Origin of the sequence: Rhizobium sp. BK212, from assembly GCF_014197475.1 — a bacterium.
In the GTDB taxonomy this organism is placed as follows: domain Bacteria; phylum Pseudomonadota; class Alphaproteobacteria; order Rhizobiales; family Rhizobiaceae; genus Rhizobium; species Rhizobium anhuiense.
Window position 1 is genome coordinate 66,116 of record NZ_JACIFS010000013.1, and the last position, 26,061, is coordinate 92,176.

Consider the following 26,061-nt stretch of genomic DNA (forward strand, 5'->3'; position numbering starts at 1 on the left):
AGCCTTCGAGCGCTTGCACCGTCCCTACGCCAGTATGAACTGGATCAGGTTCAACGGGTCACTGCGCCACAACAGGCAAAGCCATATTGTCCAGCAGTATCTCAGCCCCTTGCCGGGACCCCCCTGGTGAATGTCGCAAAGACTATGTCCTGGGCCGAGTTCGTGTCAACCACAGACCTTCCGTCGTCCGGCTCTTGGGCGTATTTTGATGTGGAAGCCGGGCAGATGACTGGATTGGGAGAAGATGTCGCCGAACTTCCAAATTGTCGCCTTGAACGGGATCGAGCGACCGGCCACCGAGATGGACCGGAAGCCCCTTGGTGCGCCGCCTAAGATTCTGCAAATTCCTTTTCGAAAGACCTCGTTGGAGCAACCGCACCTGCTTTATCGGCAAAGCTCATTCGATCGCCGAGAGGAACGCCGGGATCTGTTGCTCGAAGAACTTCGAGAAGGAGGCGATGCGCGGCGGCAGGGCCTGGTACGGGGGGTAGTACAGGGTCAGCCATAAGTCTGGCGGCGACCAGTCCCGCAGGACGTGGACGAGCCGTCCGGTCCGCAGATGCTCGGCGACATGGAACTTGGGCAGCATGGTGACCCCGACGCCGTCGGCCGCCATGCTCGCCAGCACCTCTCCGCTATTGGCGCTGAATGCACGGCCTGCAGAAATCGTGGCGCTGCCACTGCCGTCCGACAGTGACCAGGTCTCCCGTTTGCTTTCGCCGCTATAGGCCAGGCAATCGTCGGGAATGAGCTCGTTCGGGTGCTTCATGTCGCAAAACCGGCTGCCGGGCGCTGCGACGAGGATACGGCGCACGACGCTGATCTTGCGCCAGATCGTGAACTTGTCCGAAGGTGCCGCGGAAATGCGGATCGCCAGATCATAATCGTCGTCGATGATGTCGACGAGTCCATCGGCGAGCGAGATTTCGAAGCTGATCTTGGGATAGCGCTCCCTGAATGCCGAGAGGATGGGCGGCAGGACCTGCTGGCCGAACCAGGTCGGCGCGCTGATGCGAAGGCGGCCATGATCCGCCTTGTGGGAATTCATCACGTCCTTGCGCGCGTTGTCGAGCGCCTGCACCGCCGGCTGTATCTGGGCGGCGAAGATCGCGCCATCCGTCGTCAGCGACACTTGGCGCGTGGTGCGCACGAAGAGTTGCACGCCCAGATCTTCTTCCAGGGCCGCAATCGCCCGGGTGACGGCTGCGGGCGTCATATCGAGCTCGCGCGCGACCTGCGCGAAGCTCCGCTTCTCGGCAGCCAGCAGGAAGGTTCGGAGCAGCTTGTAGTCGTTCATCGATTATTTCACCAATGGCAATTCACTGACAACTATTATTGCAATTTCCACGCCTGATCAACGGACGTAGATTTTCAATCACACCAGACAAACCAACACAGCCGCGGAAGGGCGAGGATCATGATCAAGGATATCAAGGGACTGCATCACATCACGTCGATGGCATCGGATGCCCGTCAGAACAACGCGTTCTTCACGGGCACGCTTGGCCTGCGCCGCGTCAAGAAGACCGTAAATTTCGACGATCCCAACGTCTACCACCTCTATTACGGTGATGAGGCCGGTACCCCCGGCTCCGTCATGACCTACTTCCCGTTTCCCGACGTGATGCGCGGCCGTCCCGGCGTCGGCGAAGTCAGTGACACACAGTTCGCGGTGCCCAAGGGCTCGTTGTCCTTCTGGCAGGATCGCTTATCGGCAAAGGGAACCGGCAGTCTGCAGACTGACACTGCCTTTGGCGCTCCCCGCCTCCTGTTCAAAGGGCCGGACGGCGAAGGGTTTGCCCTTGTCGAAACCGAAACCGATGGCCGAAAGGCCTGGACTGGCGCCGGCATCGACGAAAGCGTCGGCATCCACGGCTTCACCGGTGCCAGATTCCGCCTGCATGACGCCGCTGCCACGTCCGAACTGCTCGGTTTCATGGGCTACCAGCGCACTGAAACGGATGGTGACGTCACCCGCTTCATCATCCCCGGCGGCAATGGTGCCGACACGATCGACCTCGAAGTCCTTCCGAAAACGCCTTTCGCAAGGCAGGGCGCGGGTTCCGTGCATCACATCGCTTTCGCCGTCGAGAACCGCGCAAAGCAGCTCGAAGTCCGCAAGGCCCTGATGGATACAGGATACCAGGTGACGCCTGTCATCGACCGCGATTACTTCTGGGCGATCTACTTCCGGACACCCGGCGGCGTCCTGTTCGAAATCGCCACCAACGAACCCGGTTTCGACCGCGACGAAGACACGGCACACCTCGGCGAGGCTTTGAAACTGCCGGCTCGCTACGAGCCTTATCGTGACCAGATCGAGGCCGGGCTGACACCGCTCGCCGCCTGACGTCGCTTTCCAACAATAAGGCGGCATAACTTTCAAGACGTGCCGCCTTTCCTGCCCCATTACCTAGCTTCAACCCAGTCAAAGGAAGACACGAGATGTCCAGCAAGCTTCAGGTCCTAACCCCGCAGAACAGTCAGATCATCTTCATCGACCAGCAGCCGCAGATGGCCTTCGGCGTCCAATCGATCGACCGCCAGGTCTTGAAGAACAACGTCGTCGGTCTGGCCAAGGCTGCCAGGATCTTCAACATCCCGACCACCATCACCACCGTCGAGACCGACAGCTTCTCGGGCAACACTTTCCCGGAACTGCTCGCCGTCGTCCCGGACAATGATATCCTTGAGCGCACCTCGATGAATTCCTGGGACGACCAGAACGTCCGCGACGCGCTTGCCAAGAATGCCGCCGATGGCCGCAAGAAGATCGTCGTCGCCGGCCTCTGGACGGAGGTTTGCAACACGACCTTTGCGCTCTCCTGCATGAACGACACAGACTATGAGATCTACATGGTCGCCGATGCGTCCGGCGGCACGTCGCTCGACGCGCACAAATATGCAATGGACCGCATGGTGCAGGCGGGTGTCGTTCCGGTCACCTGGCAGCAGGTCCTGCTTGAATGGCAGCGCGACTGGGCACGCAAGGAAACCTATGACGCGGTCACGTCGCTGGTGAAGGAGCATTCCGGCGCCTACGGCATGGGTATCGACTATGCGGTCACTCACGTTCACGGCGGCGCCGAGCGGGTCCGCCATGGCAAGCGGATCGGCCCGAACCCTGCGAAGTAAAACCGTCATCACCCCGGCAGGCGGTCGCCAGCCGGGGTGAACTGCTTCTCTCCAAGCGAAGGTGATCCGCGATGAAAATCTATCTGCTGTCCCTCGGTGCCGGCCTGTTGGTGGGCGTAATATACAGCCTGCTCAATGTCCGTTCGCCCGCCCCGCCCGTTGTCGCCCTCATCGGCCTGCTCGGCATCCTCGTCGGTGAGCAGCTGGTGCCCTTGGCAAAAAGCATCTGGGCACGCGAGCCCGCCGCCGTCTCCTGGCTTCACCAGGTCAAGCCGCACATGTTCGGGCACCTTCCGAAGGGCGGCACAAACCTGACCCTGCCTCGTGAAGATCCGACGTCGGGGAAAAGCTGATGACCACGCGCCGCACATTCCTGGGCGCAGCGTCGAGCTTTGCCTTTTCAAATCTTTTTTCACCGGCGAACGCCGCCGATCCCATCAAGACGGGAGCTGCTTCCATGCACGCCGATATCGTTCTTCACAACGGACTGATCACGACGCTTGATCGCGCAAATCCGAACGCCACCGCCGTCGCCGTCAAGGACGGCGTGTTTCTGGAGGTGGGAACCGACAGCGAGGTGATGACGCTCGCCGGACCGGATACGAAGATCATCGACCTGAAAGGCAAGCGCATGCTGCCCGGTCTGATCGACAACCACACCCACGTCGTGCGCGGCGGCCTCAACTTCAACATGGAACTCCGCTGGGATGGTGTCCGGTCGCTTGCCGATGCGATGGACATGCTGAAGCGACAGGTGGCGATCACGCCGGCTCCGCAATGGGTTCGCGTGGTCGGTGGTTTTACCGAACACCAGTTTGCGGAGAAGCGCCTGCCGACGATCGACGAGATCAACGCCATCGCGCCCGATACCCCGGTCTTCCTGCTCCATCTCTATGACCGCGCGCTGCTGAACGGCGCAGCGCTCCGCGCCGTCGGCTATGGCAGAGATACACCGAACCCTCCTGGCGGCGAGATCACCCGCGATGCCAACGGCAATCCGACCGGCCTTCTGCTCGCCAAGCCGAATGCTGGCATTCTCTATTCGACCTTGTCGAAGGGGCCGAAGCTTCCGTTCGAATACCAGGTCAACTCCACCCGCCATTTCATGCGCGAACTCAACCGGCTGGGCATTACCGGCGTGATCGACGCCGGCGGCGGTTTCCAGAACTATCCGGACGATTATGCGGTGATCCAGAAGCTTTCGGGTGAGGATCAACTGACGGTGCGTCTGGCCTACAACCTGTTCACGCAGAAGCCGAAGGAAGAGAAGCAGGATTTCCTCAACTGGACGCAGTCGGTCAAATACAAGCAGGGCAATGACTACTTCCGCCACAACGGCGCTGGCGAAATGCTGGTCTTCTCCGCGGCTGACTTCGAGGACTTCCGCCAGCCACGGCCCGAAATGGCGCCGGAAATGGAGGGCGAACTGGAGGACGTCGTTCGGGTGTTGGCCGAAAACCGCTGGCCTTGGCGGCTTCACGCCACCTACGACGAGACCATCTCCCGTTCGCTCGACGTTTTCGAGAAGGTCAACAAGGACATTCCGCTCGAAGGTCTCAACTGGTTCTTCGACCATGCCGAGACGATCTCGGATCGTTCGATCGACCGCATCGCGGCGCTCGGCGGCGGCATCGCCACCCAGCACCGCATGGCCTATCAGGGCGAATATTTCGTGGAGCGCTACGGCCATGGCGTCGCAGAGGCCACGCCACCGATCAGGCGCATGCTCGAGAAGGGTGTCAACGTCTCGGCAGGGACCGATGCGACCCGTGTCGCCTCCTATAATCCATGGGTTTCCCTTGCCTGGATGGTGACCGGAAAGACGGTTGGCGGGATGCAACTTTACCCGCGCGCCAACTGCCTCGATCGCGAGACGGCACTGCGCATGTGGACGGAGAAGGTCACCTGGTTCTCCAACGAGGAAGGCAAGAAGGGGCGGATCGAAAACGGCCAGTTCGCCGACGTCGTCGTCCCGGACAAGGACTTCTTCTCCTGCGCGGAAGACGAGATCTCGTACCTCACCTCGCAGTTGACCATGGTCGGCGGCAAGATCGTCTACGCTGCGGGCGAATTCTCGGGGCTGGACGAGAACGATGTCCCGCCCGCCATGCCGGACTGGTCACCCGTTCGCACATTCGGCGGCTATGCGGCATGGGGCGAACCGCAAGGCGCCGGCATGAATTCCTTGCGCCGGACTGCGATCTCGACATGCGGTTGCGCCACTTCCTGCAACGTCCACGGTCACGACCACGCCGGTGCCTGGACATCGAAACTGCCGATCGCCGATCTCAAGGGCTTCTTCGGCGCGCTTGGTTGTGCCTGTTGGGCTGTGTGATTTTTCCAATGTCTTCCATGGGGCAGCATCAGGTCGCTGCCCCGCAGACTGTTGCGAATATCGCAAGAGAATCTCAATTTTTGATGCAATTGTTGGCGCTAATCTTTGCGGCCAATATCGTTCCATCAGATGGAAACAACGCCGCCGCATGGCCGGAGCGGCCAACATTGCAGGAACCGACATGACGAACGACATTCTCTCCACCAAAAGCTGGCGCCCGCGTATTGCCGGGATCGTTGCCGCACCCGTCACCCGAACCTTTGCGCTGCTTGCCCTGTGCGCGGCCTATATCCAGGGGCCGCTGACCAAGCTCTTCGACTTCCAGAGTGCAATCGGCGAGATGGAGCATTTCGGCCTTCATCCGGCTGCCTTCTTCGCGGTCGCCGTGATCGTGTTCGAACTCACGGCCTCCGCGATGATCCTGTCCGGTTTCCTGCGTTGGCTGGCAGCGCTGGCGCTCGCCGGCTTCACGCTCTTTGCCACCCTTATCGCCCTCCGGTTCTGGGAAATGCCCCTGGGAATGGATCGCATCATGGCAACCAACGCCTTCTTCGAACATCTGGGGCTGGCTGGCGCCTTCATCATTGTCGCCGCAAACGATCTGACCAAGGGAGCTTGCAAATGAGCACTCTCAAATCCTCCGGGGGCAGCTTTGCTCCCCTTGCGCAGCCAGTCTTTGCAGTTCTTTGGGCTGCAACCGTCCTCGGAAATACCGGCAGCTTCATGCGTGATGTCGCCAGTTCCTGGCTGATGACCGACCTGTCGGCCTCGCCGGCCGCCGTCGCGCTGGTGCAGGCGGCCGGAACCCTGCCGATCTTCCTTCTGGCAATACCTGCGGGTGTGCTCACCGATATTCTCGATCGCCGCAGGTTCCTGATTGCCGTGCAAATCCTGCTCGCGTCGGTCAGCGTAAGCCTCATGATCCTGGCAAATACCGGCATGCTTTCAGTCAGTGCGCTGATCGGCCTGACCTTCCTTGGTGGTATCGGCGCCGCGTTAATGGGACCGACCTGGCAAGCTATCGTGCCGGAACTGGTGAAGAGAGAGGACGTCAAGAGCGCCGTCGCGCTCAATTCGCTCGGCATCAATATCGCCCGGTCGATTGGGCCCGCTGCCGGCGGCCTGCTCCTTGCCGCCTTCGGCGCCGGCATCACTTATGGCGCGGACGTTGCGAGCTATCTCGTCGTCATCGCGGCGCTCGTCTGGTGGCCGCGGGCAAAGAACACCAATGATGCGCTGGCTGAAGGCTTCTTCGGCGCGTTCCGTGCGGGCCTGCGCTATACCCGCGCCAGCAGACCCTTGCATGTCGTCCTTTTGCGCGCGGCGATCTTCTTTGCCTTTGCCAGTGCCATCTGGGCACTCCTGCCGCTCGTCGCCCGACAATTGCTCGGTGGTGACGCAGGCTTCTACGGCATCCTGCTTGGCGCTGTCGGCGCTGGCGCGATCGGCGGCGCATTGATCATGCCTAAACTGCGCGAACGCTTCAATGCCGATGGCCTGCTTCTCGGTGCCGCTGTTATCACGGCACTCGTCATGGCCGCTTTGTCGCTCTCACCGCCAAAATCGGTTGCCATCATCGTCCTGCTCTTTCTCGGGGGCGCGTGGATCACTGCCCTGACCACCCTGAACGGCGCAGCGCAGGCCGTGCTTCCGAACTGGGTCCGCGGTCGCGGCCTGGCGGTCTATCTCACCGTCTTCAATGGCGCGATGACGGCAGGTAGCCTTGGCTGGGGTGCCGTTGGTGAAGCTGCCGGGGTGCCGGGAGCGCTGCTGATTGGCGCGGTGGGACTGATCGTTGCGGGCTTCGTCATGCATCGCTTGAAGCTGCCGGCCGGCGACGCGGATATGGTGCCCTCCAATCACTGGCCAGAACCCTTGGTCGCCGAGCCTGTGGCCCATGACCGTGGACCTGTTCTGATCCTGATAGAATACCTTGTCGAAAAACATCATCGCGCAGCCTTCCTGCATGCGCTGGATGAGATGTCTCACGAGCGGCGGCGGGACGGCGCCTACGGATGGGGGGTGACGGAGGACTCCGCCGATCCGCAAAAGATTGTCGAATGGTTCATGGTCGAATCCTGGGCCGAGCATCTTCGCCAGCACAAGAGGGTTTCCAATGCCGATGCCGACCTGCAAGCCCACCTCCTCGCCTATCACTCAGGGACGGACAAGCCGGTCGTGCGGCATTTCCTGACAATCAACCGGCCGAGAGCCGCCTAACAACGCGGCAGACCGGCATCCACCGCTGCCCGCAAATCATTGCCTTGAAAGGACAACGGTACGCGAAATGACCGAGAACTTCCCCTCCATCACCCGCCGCAGCGCCTTGCTGTCCGGAGCTGCCGCCGCAGCTACCATGGCACTTCCCACATCTTTCGGGTTTGCCGCCAACATTTCTTCCACCCCCACCCCAGTCGAAGGAGACAATAGAATGGGCTACATCACCACCAAGGACGGCGTCGAAATCTTCTACAAGGATTGGGGTGCGAAGGATGCCCAGCCGATCGTCTTCCACCATGGCTGGCCGCTCTCGTCGGACGATTGGGATGCACAGATGCTATTCTTCCTGGCAAAGGGTTACCGCGTCGTCGCCCATGACCGCCGAGGCCACGGTCGTTCTGCACAGGTTTCCGACGGTCACGACATGGATCACTACGCTGCCGACGCATTCGCCGTGGTTGAAGCGCTTGACCTGAAGAACGCCGTTCATATCGGCCATTCAACCGGCGGCGGCGAAGTTGCTCGCTATGTGGCAAAATACGGCCAGCCGGCCGGCCGCGTCGCCAAGGCCGTCCTGGTTTCAGCCGTTCCGCCCTTGATGCTCAAGACCGAGACAAATCCGGGCGGCCTTCCGATGGAGGTCTTCGACGGCATTCGCAAGGGGGTAGCCGAGAACCGCGCACAGCTGTTCGTCGATTTCCCCACCGGTCCGTTCTACGGCTTCAACCGTCCCGACGCCAAGGTTTATCCCGGGGTCATTCAGAATTGGTGGCGACAGGGCATGATGGGCAGCGCCAAGGCCCATTACGATGGGATCAAGGCCTTCTCCGAGACCGACCAGACCGACGACCTGAAGGCAATCACTGTTCCGACCCTCGTCATGCACGGCGACGACGACCAGGTCGTGCCGATCGACAACGCCGGCAAGCTATCCGTCAAGCTCGTGCAAAACGGCACCCTGAAGGTCTATCAGGGTTATCCGCATGGCATGCTGACAACGCATGCCGACGTCCTGAACGCCGACCTCCTGGCATTTATCCAGGCTTAATCGGACCGTCCGGGTGGGGCCATTTTCGCCGCACCCGGATCCGGCTGCAGAAGCTCGGCCTATAGTGGGTCACCGTGCGTTTCCTTTTCTGATTCTTCGCTCAAGCGCAGTGCTGCTCGATGGCTTTTTGTCAGTGCCGGTTGCGCAAGCGCCACGCTGCGGGAGGCACTCCCTCGGCCTTCGTGAAGCTTGCGACGAATTCATCTTCATTCGGAAACCCGCACTCTTCAGCGATCTGGGCAATCGTTTCACCGGTTCTGCTCAGCCGCGACTGGGCTCTGCTCATTCGATATGACGCAATCCATTCCGAAACGGACTGCCCGGTCGTGCGCAAAAATCCGGAACAGAGCGCATCGACTGAAAACCCGCACGCTTCGGCGATCTTATCCACCGGCGTGCCGCCCGACAGGTTCGCGGCGATGTACGCCTTGATACGCTTTTCCTGAAGCGGAGACAGTTGACCGGTGCCTGAAAGGTGCTGGATGGGAGACCGTCCGTAACGATGCGCAAGATGGGCGCTTAGCGCTAATCCTATATGAGGAAGCAGTGTGTCCCTGACCTCGTCCGGCATGTCGAACATCGGCATCAGCGCACCGCCTATGTTGCGGACCACCTGATCGTCAATCCCGCGGCAGGTTGTAAGGTCATCGATACGCGGCTCGCCGGCTTCCTCGGCGAGCTCGATGAACAGCGCGCTTGGGATATGAAATGCGAGCGCTTCGAAGCGGCCACGAACCGAAATTGCCGCGCCATTCCTCAGACTGATGAGACACATGGAACCTCTGGAATAGGTCTTCAGAGGCGTCCGTGCCCCGTCCGGCAGGATGTCACAATGATCGACGTCGACGAGATAGAGCACGACCAGAAAAGCATCATCGGCCGGCAGTAAGACTGTATGTTCGCTGTTGTCATAGGAGTGCTCGAGATGGACGACAGTAAGCGTTTCTTCGTAAAGAGGCCTGATCGCCAGCGCCCTTGCGGCATTGATCCCAAAACACGCCGCAATTTTCTCACTGACCGTCAACGCTTCACTCATATGTGTCTCGATCATCCTGACTGGGGACTATATAGCCCTACCGACGAGATGCCGCGCTTGATATTTTCCTACACGGGTCTCGACTGTCCATCTTGAATAAAAGGATCCTCGCGGGGCAGATTTTGCAAATTATTATGAGGTAGACATGGTTTAGAAAGCTGCCAAGGCTGGCAGGTCCGGTGTTCGCGTGTTTAAAAAATGAAAGAAGTGCGTCGTGGTCCAAGTTCTCCCCCTCCGCCACCCATCTTCCACTGGAAACTCGACTGACGGGTTCGGGTGCTCGTTGAAGCAGTTGTCGGTCAACCAAAGCCTACCTGGTTCAGACATCGATATCTTTCGGAAGGCGACAGACAACACGAAACTCGATCAGGTCATGACGCCGGCGAGCGACCGAGGTTTCGTGGTCGGGGTTTCCTCGCTCGGTGGCCACACGCGGCGCATCTTCCACGAACATCATGCGACTTTCCACGAATTTGCCGACAACTCGATCTATATTCGCGATCTCTCGAACGCCTACAAGGCGGATCTCCGCGGTCCTTTCGATTTCGTGTTGTTTGAAATTTCGCCGGCGTCCCTCGCCAAAATCGCCGATGATGCTGAAATGCCCGGCGTGACGTCGCTATCAGCTGAAACTGCATCAAAAGATATCGTACTTGCCAATCTCGCTCGGGCGCTGATCCCGGCACTGGAAAAGCCAGACGAGGCGAACGCGCTGTTCGTCGACCAGATGGCGACTGCCATCGGCACCTACCTCGTTCAGCGCTACGGAGGCCGGCCCGCGAAAGCCTGCAACAGGACGGGTAGCCTTTCGCGTGCGCATGAGGATCTGGCAAAAAGCCTGTTTCTCGAAAACCTCGACGGCAACGTGTCGATTTCAGAGGTTGCCCAGGTCTGCAACCTGTCGCGCGGCTATTTCATTCGTGCCTTTCGCGAGACGACTGGCATGACGCCCTATCAATGGGTCCTACGGGAGCGAATAGACCGGGCCCGCAACCTCCTGCGGAACTTGGACACTCCACTCGCCGAAGTGGCCATCGCCTGCGGCTTCGCGGACCAAAGCCATTTCACGCGCGTCTTTGCAGCTATGGTCGGCACCACGCCTGGCAATTGGCGGCGTAACGCCTGATCCAGACCAGCCCTCTTGGAAGATTCGTCGAACCGGAAGCACTTGAAGCGAAGTGAACCAACCATAGGTGGATTCAGACTATCGTTATCGGGCCCAGGGATTAATCACTTTCAACCCGGCAGCCTCGAACGGGCTTGTATCGCGAGTTGCGACCGCGAGGCCGTTCGCTGCTGCTGTAGCTGCAATGTAGCCATCAGACGTGCCGATAGTCCTCCCAGAGACTCGCGCGCGCACCATCAGTTCCGAGTAGAACTGCGAACTCGCCAGATTGAAGGACAGGATGCGCTCGGAAAAATGCGGCAACACTTCGCCCTCAAGTCGATCGTGAAGGATGGTTTGTCGCTTCCCTAGCGGCATGGCCGCAATCCCGAAGCGAAGTTCAGCAATCGTCATTACGGAAAGAAACAGCGTCTCGATGGCTTGGGCATCTAGCCAGGCGACCACTCGCTCATCGGGAGCCGGTTTCCACGGTTCGGATAAGACGTTGGTGTCCAACAAGATCATTCGAAGGGCATCGGTACAGCAGGAGTGTCATCGCGATTATTCTGAAGCGCTTCGACATCCAGATTGGAAAGCTCAGCTTCACGGCCAATAGCTGCCAGTAAGGAACCTAGCTTCACGCGTTCAGAGGGACGGACAGCGGCTTCGATAATGTCACGGATCTCGGCCTCGGTGCTGCGGCCATGATGTGCCGCTCGCACCCGCAGAGCACGATGTGTTTCGTCAGAAAGATTTCGAATGGTGACCGCCGGCACTGATATCACCTCCGTACGAACGATGACTTTGATATCAAAGTACGCAGAACGATGCCAGATTTCAAGGGATTTGAAATGGGCAAGAACGATATCGGTCCACGTCGATAGCGGATTGAAAGGGATCGAAGCCCGCTCCTCCAAGAGCTGCTTTCACACCTCCAGAATGCCCGCGATCCTGACCAGATCTGCAACTGACGATGCATGCATTTTTCGCATCATGTGACCGCGGTGAAGCTTCACGGTGGCCTCAGCGAGCTGAACTTCAGCCGCAATTTGTTTGTTCAGCTTCCCGGCGACAACCAGTGTCATAATCTGCCGCTCACGGTCGGTAAGTTTGGAATACCTTTGGCGCAATGCAGCCGTTTGGCTTGCCTCTTCCCGGCGAGCGCTATCGCTTGCCAAGGCGCGGTTCACCGCTTCGAGCAGGTCCTGCTCCCGCACTGGCTTGGTAAGCACATCGATAGCTCCGGCCTTCATGGCGCGGACAGCCATCGCGACGTCCACATGAGCGCTGATCAGCACCACAGACCTTGGGCGCCCGCCTCTTGCGAGCGCCTCTTGGAACTCCAGGCCGCTCTGACCTGGCAAGCGGATATCCAGTACAATGCAGCCTGCACGATCAGGATCATCCACAGCAAGAAACTCGGCCACAGAGCAATGGGTTTCAGCCACAAGTCCGACAGACTCGAACAATCCTCTCAATGCTTCGCGGACACTTTGGTCGTCATCGATGATAATGACTGTCGGCCGGCCTCTTTTGCGATCATCTATCATGGACGCTCACGCCCTCTGCCAGAGGCAAGGTAAACGTGAACTGTCCCCCTCCCCCGTTCTCCGCAGCCGTAGCCCAAATCCGGCCGCCATGCGCTTCGACGATGGAACGGCATATCGACAAGCCCATTCCGATGCCTTCGGCCTTCGTGCTGTAGAATGCTTCGAAAACGCGCTCCAACTGGTGAACAGCTACCCCGCGCCCCGTGTCCGAAACACTCATTTTCACAAGTTCCTCATCTATAGTACATCGGATGACGATGCGTCGTGCCTCGCAAGAAGCTGCCATCGCTTCCGCGCTATTCATGATCAAGTTTAGAACGACTTGCTGCAGTTGTGTCCGGTCTCCTACGACTTCAATAGGCACTTCCGCCATATCAAGAACAACGTCTATCCCGCGCCTTTGAAGTTCGCCAGTCAACAGATTCAGCACCTCGCGCACGGCAGGTCGGAGGTCGGTTTGCTCAATTTTCGCAGGCAGCTTTTGTGCCATTGCCCGGATACTGGTGATAATGTCGCCGGCGCGATGCCCGTCCCTGACGATCCTTTCGGCTGCCAGCCGCGCTTGCTCCAGATCGGTGTGACCCGGCTGTAGCCATCGCAGACATGTGCCCGCATTCGTGACGATTGCCATCAGCGGCTGGTTGACTTCATGGGCAATTGAAACGGCAAGTTCACCTGTTGCCGTCATCCGGGTCACATGCGCGAGTTCGCTCTGGCTTTGTCGCAAGGACTCTTCCGCCCGTTTGCGATCCTCGATATCCACGACGACGCCGTACCATCTGACAACGTTTCCATCTGGATCCAGAAGGGGGCTTTGCCGTAGGTTGAACCACCGATATTCGCCATCGGCGCGTCTGATGCGGGCGTCTACCGGACGACTTTTTTTTGAAGCTACGATATCGTCCCAGGCCATACGCATCGGCTCGACATCATCAGGATGAAACATGCGATAAAAACCGAAGCCGACGATCTCTTCAAAAGGCAGGCCGACATAATCGATCAAGTTTCGATTAAAATATTCAAGCCGGCCATCCGAGGTACACGACCAAGCCATTGCGGGTATCGTGTTGATGATTAGATTGAGCTTGTGTTCACTTTCCCTGAGCGCAGCTTCGCTTTGTCGAAGAGCGTTCTCCGCATATTGCAGGTCTTCGATATCGATATTGACGCCGAACCAACGAACGACGCCGTTGGCGTCGACTAGCTTGCGTCCGGAGAAGTAAAACCAACGGTATTTGCCGTCTGCTCCGCGAATACGTCCTTTCAAAACAGTGTGGTCGGAATGCTCGAGGTCTCTCTTCCAGATGTCCACCATGCCGGGAATATCGTCTGGATGATAAAGGTCCAGGAAGCCCCAGCCGAGGATTTGGTCGGCAGGACGACCCGCATAGTCCAGCCAGCTTTTATTGACAAAATCGGCGCTGCCATCCGGTCGCGCTGACCATACGAGAACCGGCAGCGAATTGATGATGAGGCTGAGGTTCTCTTCGCTGGCCGCGAGCGCAGTCTTCGTTTCCTTCAATGCGTTTTCGGCCTGTTTGCGGTCCTCGATATCGAGGACCACACCGTACCATCTCAGGACATTTCCTTCTGCATCGAGCCGCGGCTTCTGGCGGAGCGTGCACCAACGATATTGGCCATCTGCGCGCCTCAGTCTGCCCACGACCTCCCTGGCATGCTTCGAGGCCATGATGTCATGCCATTCCGAAGCGAGATGTGACGTGTCGTCAGGATGAAATAGCTTGTAGAATCCCACTCCGGAGATTTCCTCAAGCGGCGCCCCGATGAACTCGAGAAAATGCTGGTTGGCAAAATCGAGCATGCCTTCCGACGTTGCGGACCACACCATGGCGGGGATTAGATCAATAATGGGATCGGTTTCCGGCTCTCGTTCCACCGCACTCTCCGTTCAGAGTTTGAGACGTTCGCGAGCCTAGAAGTTCCGACTCATGTCAGGAAGTAGAGAAGGGTGGCCGATCGTCCGACGGAAATAGTTACGGGATTTCCAGGTGTTGCGTAAGGACAAATCGATATACGAAGGTCTATGGTTGCAATGCCACCGTCTAGTTGCAGGCGACCTAGATCGCAATTGAGAGCGATCAGAAACCCGCTTACTCCTACGCATAGAAGCCCTTGACGAATGGCGACGTCGGCTGATCCGTCGTTGCCCTCACTCAAACATCTACGTGCATTGGAATTCTGCATCACTGCCATTTCCTGACTGATGCAACAGCATTCGGTGACGTGGTTTATCGCGACCCGAACGGCCCAAAGCAGCCCTTACTCGAAACCAACTTTCGTTTCATCTCGACCTATGGGGAGACTATCATGCGTAGTTTGATCATGTGCCTGATGTTGGCGACCGCCAGCATGGCCACGGCAACAATGGTAAGCGCACTTCCTGCGCACGCCACGGCGGAGCTTCGCGAAGCTCCGGTTCCCATCCACTACCGAACCGCAAAGATCGAGGGCCTCGATATCTTCTACCGGGAAGCTGGCCCGGCCGACGCTCCGGTCGTGCTGCTACTCCATGGGTTTCCGACGTCCTCCCACATGTTCCGGAATCTGATCCCGCTTCTTGCAGACCGATACCACGTCATCGCGCCGGACTATCCCGGTTATGGCCAAAGCGCGTCTCCCGACCGTGGTAAGTTTGCCTACACGTTTGGCGGCGTCGCCGATATCGTAGACAAGTTACTCGACCATTTGGCGGTCAAAAGCTACGCAATGTACGTCATGGATTATGGTGCACCGGTGGGTTACCGCCTGGCGCTGAAACATCCGGAACGGGTGAGTGCGCTGATCATCCAGAACGGCAACGCCTATGATGAAGGGCTGAAGGAATTCTGGGATCCCATCAAGACCTATTGGTCCGATGGGTCGGAGAAGAGCCGCGGGGCGCTCTCCGGTCTGGTCACGCTCGAAACGACCAAGTTCCAGTATACCGATGGCATGGAAGACGTGTCGCGCATCAGCCCTGACAACTGGGTTCACGACCAGGCTCTTCTGGACCGACCTGGCAATAAGGATATCCAGCTCGACATGTTGTATGATTATCGCACCAACGTTCCGCTTTACCCCGCGTTCCAAAGTTTCTTTCGTGAGCGCAAGCCGCCCACGCTCATCGTCTGGGGCAAGAATGATTACATCTTTCCTGAGGCCGGCGCTCATCCTTATCTCAAGGATCTTCCGGATGCCGAACTTCATATCCTGAACTCAGGTCACTTCCTGCTCGAAGAAAAGTTGGACGTCGCTGCTCCGCTAATCAACGATTTCCTGGATCGCCGCGTCGCAAAGAAGTGACGATCAGGCATGGTTGCCGGCGGTGTGGCGAAGGTTTCCGTCAAGTCGAGGTCGCACCGCTGAAAAGCCGTTACCAAATTCCAGATTTTGGAGATCCCCATGCCATACCATTTTTTGGAAGTTGCAGTCACTCCGAATGTGCGGCTGGCACAAGCTGAAATGGGTGCCGACCAGATCTGGTTAGGCGACCACCATCGGGAATCCGACAGCTTCACCGACAGCGAACTGGCTTTCATCTCTGCACGGGACAGCTTCTACATTGCCTCTGTGTCGGAAACCGGTTGGCCCTATGTTCAGCATCGCGGTGGTCCAAAGGGCTTTCTGAAAATCGTCGACAGGAAAACACTGGCGTTCGCCGACTACAGGGGCAACCGCCAATATATCAGTACCGGAAACTTTGCCGCAAATGACCGGGCCTGTCTCTTTGTGGTGGATTACCCGCGACGAGCCCGCCTCAAGATCTACATGCATGTCGAGAAGCTGACACTCGATGCCGACCCGGCGCTGGCCGACCTGGTTTTCGACGCCGGCTACCGAGCAAAAGCAGAGCGGATTTTTCGACTGCGGCTGGAAGCCTTCGATTGGAACTGCCCTCAACATATCACACCGCGTTACACCGAAGAGGAGGTCGCGAAAGCGGTGGCAGCGTTGCGTGAACGCTTAGCCGAACTGGAGTCGGAGAATGCAGAATTGCATACGCGGCTCGAGGCCTTGCGAGGAAGATAATGAACGCCACAAGACCCAGTTGCAGGAGTTTTCACGAGCTTCTGCAACAGAAACGGCGTGCGGAGGACGGCTGGAACAACAGCAATCCCGAAAGGTCGCGCTGGCCTATGGCCACGACAGCCGGTGGCGCAACCGGTCCGAGCTTATAAACGGCGAGAGCACTCCCGGTCTCAGCGATTCGGTTTCTATGGGGAAAGAACGACATGACGCATACCACCCATCACCGCGTTGATATCGACGGTCGTGATGTATTTTATCGGCAGGCCGGAGAACCAGCCAAACCGGCCCTGTTACTGCTGCACGGGTTTCCGTCATCGAGCCACATGTTTCGCGATCTTATTCCACTGCTTGCGGACCGATTTCACCTCATCGCACCCGACATTACAGGGTTTGGCCAGTCGCAAGCGCCTGCGCGCACAAATTTTGCCTACACGTACGACAATCTTGCCCGCATCATCCAGAGGTTCATTGAGGCGCTGGGCATCGGGCGGTTTGCTCTTTACGCCTTCGATATCGGAGCGCCCATCGGTTTCCGCGTCGCGATGAAGTTTCCCGAGCGGGTGACGGCAATCATTTCCCAAAATGGCAATGCCTACGAGGAGGGGTTGAGCGACGTCTGGAATCCGATCAGGCGATACTGGTCCGATCCCACGACCGCCAACCGCGATGCCCTGCGCGAGATCATGAAACCTCTCGCCATCCGCTGGCAGTACGAACACGGTGTTTCGGATTTATCGAACGTGTCTCCCGATGGCTATTCGCTCGATGCCTTCTACATGGCGCGTCCGGATAGTGAAGAAATCCAATTCGACCTTGCGCTCGACTACGCGAGCAACGTGGTCCTGTATCCGATGTTTCAAGCATATTTCCGCCGGCATCAACCCAGGTTCCTGGCAATCTGGGGCGACAAGGATCCCTTCTTCCTGCCCGCAGGTGCGGAGGCCGTTAGACGCGATCTCCCGAACGCTGAGATCCAGCTCCTCAATACCGGCCACTTCGCGTTGGAGACGCATTCCCGAGAAATTGCCACCGCGATAGCGGACTTCCTGACTTAACCCCGCTCGCAACCGCCGGCTTACACCGCTGCTGACGTCGCTGCGGTGAAGTCTGTTTGGCCGTTTGATCGTTAAGGACACGAGCATGGATCGCCCGTCAGCATCGCACCAAATGGTGCCGGAAGAAGAAATCATCGAAGTGAAAGCATTTATCGACCTCTTCATGATCGCGCCGCAGACGTTCGTCGACCAGGCTGAGTTTCGCTGCATGCCATTGGCTGGAGGTTGCGCAATATCGCTGCCAAGCGCGCCCGCCATCGGTCTCAATCGGGTGCTCGGCATCGTGGCACCTGAAGATCTCGACATGGCCTGTGAATGGATGAGCAAAAGGGCGGGCCGACGCTACTTACAAATGAACGCTGCCACCGCTCCTCAACGGACACACGACTGGATAAGGAAACGAGGCCTTGTTGCCCAAGGTCACGGATGGGCAAAACTACGGCGAACAGCGCCTTCCACGCCACTCATCCATTCTGGAGAGGTCGCGACCCGGCAGGTCAATGTCACCGAAGCCGAGATCTTCGGTTCGATGATGTGCGCCGGATTTCACTTTCCGGCAAACCTGACCCCGCTTTGGTCAGCGATCGTCGGGAAGGACGGTTGGAGCTGTTTTTTCGCGGAATTGGACGGCAGGCCGATTGCGACCGGCGCGATGTATGCGGCAGACGGCTGTGCTTGGCTTGGCGGTGGCTCGACCGTTCCCGAGTTTTGCAATCGCGGGGCACAGAGGGCCCTGATTGCCGCGCGTCTAAACCAAGGCGCCAGCCAGGGCGTTCAGACATTCGTCGTCGAAACCGCCCAACCGTCGGCCGATGAGCCGAATATCTCTCACGCCAATCTCATTGTGGCCGGATTCGAGCAGATTTATACGAGAATGAATTACCGGTTTCCGGACGGTTCATAAGGGACGGCGGACACCTTAGGTCTGCCAATCGAGCTGTTGCCTTCTTTCCAAGTGTCGCGCTTGCCGGATCACTGCTCGAACTCTGAGAGAATGTCATCTGCTTCTGGATCAGCTTGCAAACCCGCTTCCAGGGCACCGCCACGGGTCCCACCCGAAAGGATCATCGACGTCGCGGGCTGTTGCGAGACCGACCGCCAGATCATACCTTCACTGATCCAACCTCAGAAGGAGCCGCAGATGCAGATCGACCTCACAGGCAAAACCGCGCTGATTACTGGATCTACCGAAGGCATCGGCTACGCGATCGCCCGCCAGCTTGCGAGGGCTGGTGCGAACGTGGTGGTCAACGGACGGTCTGAAGAAAAGACCGCTAAGGCGGCCGAACGCCTGAAAGGCGAAGGTGCCAGGGGAAGCGTGAGCGCCGTACCAGCCGATGTCGCAACCGCTGAAGGGTGTGACGCTCTCGTCGCCAAGGTTCATCATGTCGATATCCTGATCAACAATGCGGGCATCTTCCAGCCGCTCGACTTCTTCGATGCGGACGACGAGGTCTGGGATCGCCATTGGCAGGTAAACGTCATGTCGGCCGTCAGGCTTTCACGTGCCTATCTTCCGGGCATGCAGAAGCTCGACTGGGGCCGCGTCATCTTCATCGCGTCGGAATCCGGCTTTAACATACCGGTGGAGATGATTCATTACGGCGTCAGCAAGACCGCGGACATCGCGGTTGCCCGTGGGCTTGCCAAGCGCATGGCTGGTACGGGCGTTACTGTGAACTCGGTTCTTCCCGGACCGACACTGTCCGAAGGCGTCGAGGCGATGCTTGCCGAAGAGCGTGCGAAGACGGGCAAGCCGATCGAGGAGGTCGCGGCGGACTTCGTCAAGAAGCATCGTGGCGGTTCGATTATCCAACGAGCTGCAAGCGTCGAGGAAATTGCCAACCTGGTAACCTATCTGGCGTCGCCTTTGGCATCCGCGACGACAGGAGCTTCCATGCGCGTGGACGGAGGGCTGATCGACACGCTCTGAGCTGATCCCTCACCTGACCTGCCGTTGTTCATAGGGCGGAGCCTTCCGATCGCCTTCTTATTGCGGCCGCCGGCACGCGTGTGCGGTATGAAGTAGGCATGAATCAGACAGGCTGCTTTGCGACACCAATTCGCTAAAGAGCAGACCTTCAGCCGGCCTTGAAACTGCATGCTGCACCTTGCGAGCCCGATCAACCGCTGCCAAACAAGGGCAAATTCACAATGCGTTACAGTGGGTTAGACCTTGGTCTGATCCACCCCGGACTGAGGTCGTAGCCTTGGAACAGCCGGCACTCCCCTTCGTTTGCCAGACAGCCGCCGGTCAAACTGACCCAAGGCAAAACACAAACATTCGGAGGAAATCACATGATCAAGCTCACCCACATTGCGTTCGCTGCAGCCTTGCTGGCAAGCACGACGGCGACGGCATTCGCGCAGTCATCCAGCACCGTCGGCAGGGCAGTCGCCACCGCCGGCGGAACTTCGAGCAGCACCGTTGGTACTGGTGGAAGTTCCGCCGGCGGTGGCGACTGCCCTGCCGGAACTAAAAACTGCGGTTCCGGTTCCGCCTCGACCATCGGCACAGGTGGATCGTCGGCAGGCGGCGGCAAGTCCAGCAGCACCGTGGGCACCGGTGGTTCTGCTGCAGGCTCCGGTTCCGGCTCGGGTTCGGCATCGACACTCGGCACAGGCGGTTCCTCTGCGGGCGGCGGCACGTCGAGCAGTTCTGTCGGGACCGGTGGGTCGGCCGCAGGGTCAGGTGACGCCAATTCGGCCTCTTCAGTCGGCACGGGAGCATCGTCGACTGACGGCGATAAAACCGGCAGCACCGTCGGCACCGGCGCAAGCCAAGCCGGTTCATCCCATGAGAACAATGGGAAGAAGGGCTGCGCTCCGGGCCAGATGAAGAAGAATGGCTCCAGTCATTCATGCTGAGGCATCCGGCCGGCGCCACAAGGCGTCGGCCCTTTCACCGGAGAAAGCAAATGATCAACACAGTCAAAGGCGTCATCTATGGAGCCGCGATCTTGGTAGCCGGTCAGGCTGCCTCGGAAGATATCAAACTGGACGACGGGACAACCTGCACGGTGGTCGAAGGCCGGACCTCATCGGGCAATATGTCTACGACCGTCACCGCCGGAAACGGCAAGGTGTCTTCTTCGAGTGCGACCGGCGCCGGCTCGTCGACTGCGGCATCCTCGTCGTCAGCTAGCTCGGCAGGCGCGGGCAGCGTCGACAGCTACTCGACGGCAAGTGTCACGCGGCCCGACGGAACCGTCATCACCAAGCGCTCGGACGGCACCTGCTCTGTCACGAAACCCAATAAATAGGAGACCAGACATGAAGATCATGAGTTTGATCGGCGCGGCCAGTATCGCAGTTTTGTCCACCACGGCCGGCGTCTCGGCACAGGACTGCAACGCGGCTGGAACTGTCGGAACGGGCGGAAGTGCGGCGGCTGGCGCAACGTCTGCGAGTTCCGTCGGGACGGCGGGCGTGTGTCAGACCGACGAAGGGACGACCTCCTCCGTCGGCTCAGGCGGGAGCGCTGCAACCACTAACGGCAAGGCCATGAGCAAGACCCATGTCAACGACAACGGCGACAAGCTCAGGTCTCAGACGAAGGCCCAGGCCGTGGACAAAGGCACCTTTAGCAAGTCGCGGACGAAGACGAGCACGGATGGCGACAGTCTCCAGAGCACGACCCGCACGATGTCGCACGAGCCCGGCCAGAAGCCCGTCAAGAACACGACCGAACAGAAAATCATCCTGCCGCAGCAGTAATGGTGGCCGAGATTGCGCCGTCCGGCGCATTCATCGAGGTCGATGACAACAACTTGGGAAAGGAAAATCAGATGAACAACCTGATCTGGCTCGTAGGCGCCGTTGTGATCGTACTGGCTATATTGAGCTTCTTCGGCTTCCGCTGAGCTCCAGCCTAAACCAGCCGCGTGTCAAGACCGAAATCGTAACTGGCTGATCGCGGTGAATGGTGGATGTGTATTTCAACCTTCACCGCCTAGGTTGCTCGGGCACGAGACCGCCAGTCAACAATACGCTTCGGGGAGTGCAAGTCGAAAACAGGTTCGAGCTCGATCGGGAATTCGCCTTGAGAGACGAGCAATCTGTTCGTGGCTGTTCGGGGCGAAATATGCGATGGTTATTTAGAAATGTCAGGCGACGATCGGCCGGCTTGCACCGGAGTTCATCGCCATTCCTCTGCATCGGTACGCAGGATCGGAAAGGCGGATGTCAGCCGGCGCGGGGATCCATCTGCTTCATCGAGATTCTAGACGAGCGCACGCTGGCGATACCCCGACCGCCCAGGCAGCAACCGTCTCGTTACGCAAGTCTGCGCACCTGGTGCTGGCAGCTAGGCCTGCCTCAGCCAGTTGGGCGCCGCCTTGCTGTATACCCCACTACATGCAGCCGCAACGCATGCGGCAATGCCGCCGAAGTAAAAGCGCCGACCGGTTATCCCCGGCCCGTAATGGGCATATTTGCCCGAGTTCGTCAGTATGGTTTTCGCAAAGGTGGGAATAATCGGATCAGTGATCATGCACCAGCATGTGTCCGTCACGAACTCCACCCCGAAGCGTTCAAGGGCCGCTATCAGCCCGGCTTCGTTGGCCTTATCGTACGTTGCGCGTCCGCAGGTAACCACCATCGCCACATCCACATGCTTCTTTCGACCGCTGCACAGAGACGCGAGCCTCTCGATTTCGCTGATCGAGAAATGCGGATTGCCGAGCGAGACGAGATCGACGCGCTCATCGTCGGCGCTGTTGAGTTCCTCCCAACTCGGCGCGAGTTCCTCGAGCCGAAGATCGATCGAAGGGATGCTGATGGCTGAGGGGACAACGGCATCCAGCGTCTTTGCCTCGGGCGTCACCCCCACGATGTGAAACATCGGTGCACTGGAAACGGTCGCAAACGCGGCGCCGAAGGCCTTGAGATCGTCATTGGTTGGACCGGCCTGATCAAGACCGGAGACGACAGGGATAAGGTTCGATGCCAGCGCACCAATGTGATAACCGAGCAGCGGATAGAAGCTATCGTCGATGTTTTCGATATTAGCGACACTGACAAGCAGCCCGGCTTTGCGATTGCTGTCGATATGTGGGCCTGCCAGAGGCGCGCGGCCGGTTAGTGCGATGCAAATGTCGAGAAAGTCCGGATATTTCATTGTCCGCGCACCAAGAACGCTGTTGGCGTAGATGACGGCATTCGATTCTGCCCAGGCCACCTGCTCGCCGATCTTGGGAGCCGTCTCGAGCAGATAAGGCGCGCAGGTGAAGGTCGGCCGCGCACCCATTTCGACATAGACGTCACCCAACTGACTGGCCGGCTCGCCCAGGACGGGATCAATACCTTGCGAGCGCCAGCGTCGATGATCGACCGAAATCGAGTTGAGCGTTGTCGGCACCACAACGCGCCCGCCCAGATCCCGCAGTTTTTCGGCAAACGAAAGCGAGCCCGGTCCGGTGTAGATGCAGCCGTCGACGTGGACTTGTGAGACATCCATCAATTGTGTGGCGCCCTGCAGTTTCGCCATTCGCAGGATGATGCGGATCGCCGATTGTGCAGCCTTGCCGTGAGCACCAGCCAGATAAGCTCTATCCCGCTCCGACAATGCGACTTCACCGAAAAGAGGGGCAGAGTCTTTGCTATGCGACGGAATGGCGTCCATTGCCAGCCCGTCGGTGGAACAGGCAACAACGTTTCCGTCGATCTCGACAAATGCCGAACTCACCACCTTGCGAAAATTCTCGGGCGCGAGCGTTACAACGGGAATAGATTGACCGAATACCTCCTCGGCGATCACGACACCGAGCGTGAGGATATCCTCCTCTCGCTCGAACAACATCGCTTTGGGACCATTGCCATTGAGCAGCAGTTCCAACATCACGCCGCTACCAGAGCAGGACCCCCTGCCCCCCGGGATCGCGAGGATATGGTCTTTGAGACCGCGGCCGCTCAAGGGGTGATGCCGATCGATCACCTCGCCGGTCCAGGGATCGACCCCGCCCCAGAAACTCAGTTCCAGATCGCTTGCAACAACATTGCCCGAAGCCTTGCCGTGCACGTAAGCCGACCCTGCGAAAATCAGTCCGTCAACAAGGTTGACCATCCGTGAGCCTTTCAAGGTGGTGGCTGTGCAAGCAGTTTTGAGTCGTTCGAATCTGGGGCTAGCTTGATCGCGCCGGCGGCAATCGAGACGGGCGCCCCGCTCTCTACCGGATTAAGGCGGCCTTCGCAAAACGCAGAATATGCCTGAGTATGCTCCGGGTGGCCATCTGTTGCCGGCCCGCCCAGCTGTTCCAGTTGGTGCAGAAAGTGACAGGGCGATCTTGGGATTTCCGCGACGCTTTACGCATAGCGCTGACGCGCCAGCCAGACCGTGCGCCCGCCACAATCTGGGTCTTCCGCAACATGGGCAACAACGTCAAAGCCATTCCGGTCGAGCAGCATGCGGTATTCGTCGGGATCGAGGCTGGCATGATAGAGAGGTTCCCCCTCCAGCGTGCCGATAACTTCGCCGAAGGCGGGACCACTCGTGAACAGCAATGGTGCTTCCGGTTCAGCATGGTCGCGGAAGATGGAGAAGATCATGCGCTGATCGGAAGGAGCAAGGTGAAACAGGCTGTCCCAAGCGATCAGCCCGCCATATCTCCGATCCAGTTTCAGGGAGCGCATATCCCCCACTTGCGCTGTCTCGCCGGGAAGATTGGTCCGGAATATGGAGATCATTTCTGGCGAACTGTCCACGCCTGTAATCAGATGACCTCCGCCAGCAAGGTACCGAGCGATTGGGTCACCTGAGCCACAACCAATATCGAGCACCGCCGCCATTCGTGGCAGCATCTCTGCAAACCGGTCGATCCATGCACGCTCCAACAGTGCCGTGCCGCGCGCCGCTGTCCACGCATCAGCATGGCGACGATAGAGGTCGATAATGCGGCCGGCTGCGTCGCTCACGGTCTTCGTGTCGATTTCCTATCTCCAGTGCAACAATGTGTTCCCGACAGGCGATGCTCTATCATATGCGCCGGTTCGGCGACAGCTATTGGCAGCTCGACCGCGCCGTCCTCCGATGGAACGAGACATTCGACAGCCTCCTCTCCTGGATCCAGGGCGCACGCCTGCCGCGGTCAGTTGCGAGTTTCTATATCCTTCGCCGGATCGAGCAGTCGACCGGGCGAGTGATCACGAAGAATGTCTGGCAAACCGCGTGCTCCGTCGCATCCGCTCAGAAACAAGTTCTGATCTCCGGCCATGTGAGGTATTCATCACAGATCTAAAAGCGCTCGTCTGCTTCGAAGCGTCAATCCCCGGAGTTGCATCATGAAAATTGCGCCGCAACAGCGGATCTATGTCTGCTTCTTTCTCTTCGCCGTGTCGCTGGGGGCGCTGCTGTCGAGGATGCCGGATTTGCAGGATGCGCTTGGCGTCGATAAGTCTGAGCTCGGGTTGACGTTGATAGGGGCTGCGATCGGCGCCTTGATTTCGTTGACTTTGTCTTCGCCCTTGATCGCCCGGCTCGGCGCGCGGACGACGGCGTTCATTACAGTTCTCGGCACATCTGCGCTGCTGTCGCTCGTGCCATGGATCGGCGCTGCGCCGGCCGTGTTCTGTTTGCTTTTCGTCGAAGGGCTGCTCGCCGGGGCGCTGGAGATCAATCTCAATGTCGAGATCGACCGCATCGAAGCGCAGCTGGGACGCGGCGTGATGAACAGAGCCCATGGCTTCTGGAGCCTCGGCTTCTTCGTCACGGCGCTTGTCTCTTCGGTCGTCCGCCAAGCCGGTATTTCGATGCAGCTACATCTCGCCGTGACCTTTGTCGCGGTCCTCGTCATCGGCATCTGGGCGATCGCCGGCATGCGCAATGCGCCAGCGCGGATTACGGAGGACGAGGGCAAGGCGCCGCCGGTAGCGCTTCCTACCTGGGGACTAATGCCGCTCTGTGTCATCGGCATCGCCGCCTTCCTCGTCGAAGGTGCCGGGATCGACTGGTCGGCGATCTATATGCGCGACGTGTTTTCAGTCGAGCCCTTCATCGGCGGACTGGGATTGACACTCTTTACCTTTTGCATGGCGCTGGCGCGCCTGTTCGTTGATCCGCTGGTCGATCGGTTTGGTGCGCGCGCCGTCGCCACGATGCTGCTTGTTCTTTCGGCGATTGGCATCTGCGCCGTCGGGGGCGCACCGCATTCCTATGTCGCACTGGCGGGCTTCGCCTTGATGGGCGCCGGCTGCAGCGCGGTCTACCCCCTCGCCGTCTCGGCGGCCGCCCAGCGTACCGATCGCGCGGCATATCTCAACGTCGCCGCTCTCGGCCAGATGACCTTCGTCGTCTTCTTCCTGGCGCCGCCTCTGCTCGGTTTAATTGCCGAATATGCAGGCATCAGGACATCCTATCTCGCCTGCCTTCCGCTGATCATCTACGCGCTCTTTTCGGTCAAGGCGCTTGGCGCGCGCCGGACTGCCGATGGCGGTAGCGTTGTCGTGCGGATGGAGCGAAAGCGCGCAGATCAGCCCGCGGAACAAGTGGATCGATGCCAATCGACATCCGGCATGTCCCCGAAATGACCGACGCGAAGCCAATGTTCGCCGA

General features: G+C 59.0%; 27 protein-coding genes and 1 riboswitch. Of the genes, 19 read left to right on the top strand and 8 right to left on the bottom strand.

Annotation, left to right across the window (positions count from 1 at the left end; genetic code table 11):
* Window positions 1-3 precede the first annotated feature (3 nt).
* Window positions 4-135, bottom strand: a riboswitch (TPP riboswitch).
* 262 nt (window positions 136-397) lie between these two features.
* Window positions 398-1,297: a LysR family transcriptional regulator gene (locus tag FHT79_RS29425; protein WP_097596370.1), complete on the bottom strand. Its 900-nt coding sequence runs from the start codon at window positions 1,295-1,297 to the stop codon at window positions 398-400.
* A 120-nt stretch (window positions 1,298-1,417) separates the two neighbouring features.
* On the opposite strand from FHT79_RS29425, the gene FHT79_RS29430 reads away from it, so the two are divergent.
* From FHT79_RS29430 to FHT79_RS29460, 7 genes are all read left to right on the top strand, one after another.
* Window positions 1,418-2,350 (top strand): ring-cleaving dioxygenase, encoded by a 933-nt coding sequence (locus tag FHT79_RS29430; protein ID WP_097596371.1) that lies wholly within the window; start codon window positions 1,418-1,420, stop codon window positions 2,348-2,350.
* Window positions 2,351-2,445: 95 nt separating this feature from the next.
* Window positions 2,446-3,135 carry a hydrolase gene (locus FHT79_RS29435; RefSeq protein WP_097544211.1) on the top strand — a complete coding sequence of 230 codons (690 nt, stop codon included), beginning with the start codon at window positions 2,446-2,448 and terminating at the stop codon, window positions 3,133-3,135.
* A gap of 71 nt (window positions 3,136-3,206) precedes the next feature.
* On the top strand, window positions 3,207-3,488 hold the full coding sequence (locus FHT79_RS29440) for a XapX domain-containing protein (protein WP_097544210.1): 282 nt from the start codon (window positions 3,207-3,209) through the stop codon (window positions 3,486-3,488).
* Window positions 3,488-5,470, top strand: a complete 1,983-nt coding sequence (locus FHT79_RS29445) for an amidohydrolase (RefSeq protein ID WP_127430007.1) — start codon at window positions 3,488-3,490, stop codon at window positions 5,468-5,470. Before FHT79_RS29440 ends, FHT79_RS29445 begins: the two co-directional genes overlap by 1 nt.
* Window positions 5,471-5,651: 181 nt before the next feature.
* The gene (locus tag FHT79_RS29450; protein WP_097631640.1) at window positions 5,652-6,095 is read left to right on the top strand and encodes a DoxX family protein; all 444 of its coding nucleotides are present in this window, start codon (window positions 5,652-5,654) and stop codon (window positions 6,093-6,095) included.
* The gene (locus FHT79_RS29455) at window positions 6,092-7,690 is read left to right on the top strand and encodes an MFS transporter (RefSeq protein ID WP_097631633.1); all 1,599 of its coding nucleotides are present in this window, start codon (window positions 6,092-6,094) and stop codon (window positions 7,688-7,690) included. The genes FHT79_RS29450 and FHT79_RS29455 overlap by 4 nt, the downstream gene beginning before the upstream one ends.
* Window positions 7,691-7,757: 67 nt before the next feature.
* On the top strand, window positions 7,758-8,738 hold the full coding sequence (locus FHT79_RS29460) for an alpha/beta hydrolase (RefSeq protein WP_097544207.1): 981 nt from the start codon (window positions 7,758-7,760) through the stop codon (window positions 8,736-8,738).
* Window positions 8,739-8,868: 130 nt separating this feature from the next.
* Here FHT79_RS29460 and FHT79_RS29465 read toward each other — a convergent pair whose 3' ends face one another.
* Entirely contained in the window at window positions 8,869-9,774 is a 906-nt protein-coding gene (locus FHT79_RS29465) for an AraC family transcriptional regulator (protein WP_244604755.1), read from the bottom strand.
* A gap of 292 nt (window positions 9,775-10,066) precedes the next feature.
* On the opposite strand from FHT79_RS29465, the gene FHT79_RS29470 reads away from it, so the two are divergent.
* Window positions 10,067-10,900, top strand: a complete 834-nt coding sequence (locus FHT79_RS29470; protein WP_127430154.1) for an AraC family transcriptional regulator — start codon at window positions 10,067-10,069, stop codon at window positions 10,898-10,900.
* Between the two features lie 84 nt (window positions 10,901-10,984).
* Here the strand turns inward: FHT79_RS29470 and FHT79_RS29475 are convergent, their stop codons facing one another.
* From FHT79_RS29475 to FHT79_RS32525, 4 genes are all read right to left on the bottom strand, one after another.
* Window positions 10,985-11,404 (bottom strand): type II toxin-antitoxin system VapC family toxin, encoded by a 420-nt coding sequence (locus FHT79_RS29475; RefSeq protein WP_097544206.1) that lies wholly within the window; start codon window positions 11,402-11,404, stop codon window positions 10,985-10,987.
* Window positions 11,401-11,655, bottom strand: a complete 255-nt coding sequence (locus FHT79_RS29480) for a plasmid stabilization protein (protein ID WP_097544240.1) — start codon at window positions 11,653-11,655, stop codon at window positions 11,401-11,403. The genes FHT79_RS29475 and FHT79_RS29480 overlap by 4 nt, the downstream gene beginning before the upstream one ends.
* 150 nt (window positions 11,656-11,805) lie before the next feature.
* Window positions 11,806-12,429 carry a response regulator gene (locus FHT79_RS29485; protein WP_028757555.1) on the bottom strand — a complete coding sequence of 208 codons (624 nt, stop codon included), beginning with the start codon at window positions 12,427-12,429 and terminating at the stop codon, window positions 11,806-11,808.
* The gene (locus FHT79_RS32525) at window positions 12,419-14,326 is read right to left on the bottom strand and encodes a PAS domain-containing sensor histidine kinase (RefSeq protein WP_028757556.1); all 1,908 of its coding nucleotides are present in this window, start codon (window positions 14,324-14,326) and stop codon (window positions 12,419-12,421) included. Before FHT79_RS32525 ends, FHT79_RS29485 begins: the two co-directional genes overlap by 11 nt.
* 431 nt (window positions 14,327-14,757) lie before the next feature.
* Between FHT79_RS32525 and FHT79_RS29495 the strand changes: the two genes are divergently transcribed.
* From FHT79_RS29495 to FHT79_RS29540, 10 genes are all read left to right on the top strand, one after another.
* On the top strand, window positions 14,758-15,732 hold the full coding sequence (locus tag FHT79_RS29495; RefSeq protein ID WP_132573572.1) for an alpha/beta hydrolase: 975 nt from the start codon (window positions 14,758-14,760) through the stop codon (window positions 15,730-15,732).
* A gap of 99 nt (window positions 15,733-15,831) precedes the next feature.
* Entirely contained in the window at window positions 15,832-16,458 is a 627-nt protein-coding gene (locus tag FHT79_RS29500) for a pyridoxamine 5'-phosphate oxidase family protein (RefSeq protein WP_028757558.1), read from the top strand.
* Window positions 16,415-16,690, top strand: a complete 276-nt coding sequence (locus FHT79_RS29505) for a DUF1348 family protein (protein ID WP_244653192.1) — start codon at window positions 16,415-16,417, stop codon at window positions 16,688-16,690. Before FHT79_RS29500 ends, FHT79_RS29505 begins: the two co-directional genes overlap by 44 nt.
* Entirely contained in the window at window positions 16,662-17,513 is an 852-nt protein-coding gene (locus FHT79_RS29510) for an alpha/beta hydrolase (RefSeq protein ID WP_127430005.1), read from the top strand. The genes FHT79_RS29505 and FHT79_RS29510 overlap by 29 nt, the downstream gene beginning before the upstream one ends.
* Before the next feature lie 85 nt (window positions 17,514-17,598).
* A complete protein-coding gene (locus FHT79_RS29515) occupies window positions 17,599-18,417 on the top strand; it encodes an N-acetyltransferase (protein ID WP_097544239.1) in 819 nt (272 codons plus the stop codon).
* 237 nt (window positions 18,418-18,654) lie between these two features.
* Window positions 18,655-19,446, top strand: coding sequence for an SDR family oxidoreductase (locus FHT79_RS29520; protein WP_097596310.1), 792 nt, complete (start codon window positions 18,655-18,657; stop codon window positions 19,444-19,446).
* Window positions 19,447-19,811: 365 nt separating this feature from the next.
* Complete coding sequence (locus FHT79_RS32290; protein ID WP_246714077.1) at window positions 19,812-20,381, top strand: hypothetical protein; 570 nt, start codon at window positions 19,812-19,814, stop codon at window positions 20,379-20,381.
* Between the two features lie 50 nt (window positions 20,382-20,431).
* Complete coding sequence (locus FHT79_RS29530; protein WP_028757461.1) at window positions 20,432-20,776, top strand: hypothetical protein; 345 nt, start codon at window positions 20,432-20,434, stop codon at window positions 20,774-20,776.
* Window positions 20,777-20,786: 10 nt separating this feature from the next.
* Complete coding sequence (locus tag FHT79_RS29535; RefSeq protein ID WP_028757460.1) at window positions 20,787-21,230, top strand: hypothetical protein; 444 nt, start codon at window positions 20,787-20,789, stop codon at window positions 21,228-21,230.
* Window positions 21,230-21,376 carry a hypothetical protein gene (locus FHT79_RS29540; protein WP_164735894.1) on the top strand — a complete coding sequence of 49 codons (147 nt, stop codon included), beginning with the start codon at window positions 21,230-21,232 and terminating at the stop codon, window positions 21,374-21,376. Before FHT79_RS29535 ends, FHT79_RS29540 begins: the two co-directional genes overlap by 1 nt.
* A gap of 443 nt (window positions 21,377-21,819) precedes the next feature.
* Here the strand turns inward: FHT79_RS29540 and FHT79_RS29545 are convergent, their stop codons facing one another.
* Together FHT79_RS29545 and FHT79_RS29550 are read right to left on the bottom strand one after the other, a co-directional pair.
* Window positions 21,820-23,577 carry an aconitase X gene (locus tag FHT79_RS29545; RefSeq protein ID WP_028757459.1) on the bottom strand — a complete coding sequence of 586 codons (1,758 nt, stop codon included), beginning with the start codon at window positions 23,575-23,577 and terminating at the stop codon, window positions 21,820-21,822.
* Between the two features lie 239 nt (window positions 23,578-23,816).
* Entirely contained in the window at window positions 23,817-24,425 is a 609-nt protein-coding gene (locus FHT79_RS29550) for a class I SAM-dependent methyltransferase (RefSeq protein WP_028757174.1), read from the bottom strand.
* A 366-nt stretch (window positions 24,426-24,791) separates the two neighbouring features.
* Between FHT79_RS29550 and FHT79_RS29555 the strand changes: the two genes are divergently transcribed.
* Window positions 24,792-26,036, top strand: a complete 1,245-nt coding sequence (locus FHT79_RS29555; protein ID WP_244604754.1) for an MFS transporter — start codon at window positions 24,792-24,794, stop codon at window positions 26,034-26,036.
* Window positions 26,037-26,061 lie beyond the last annotated feature (25 nt).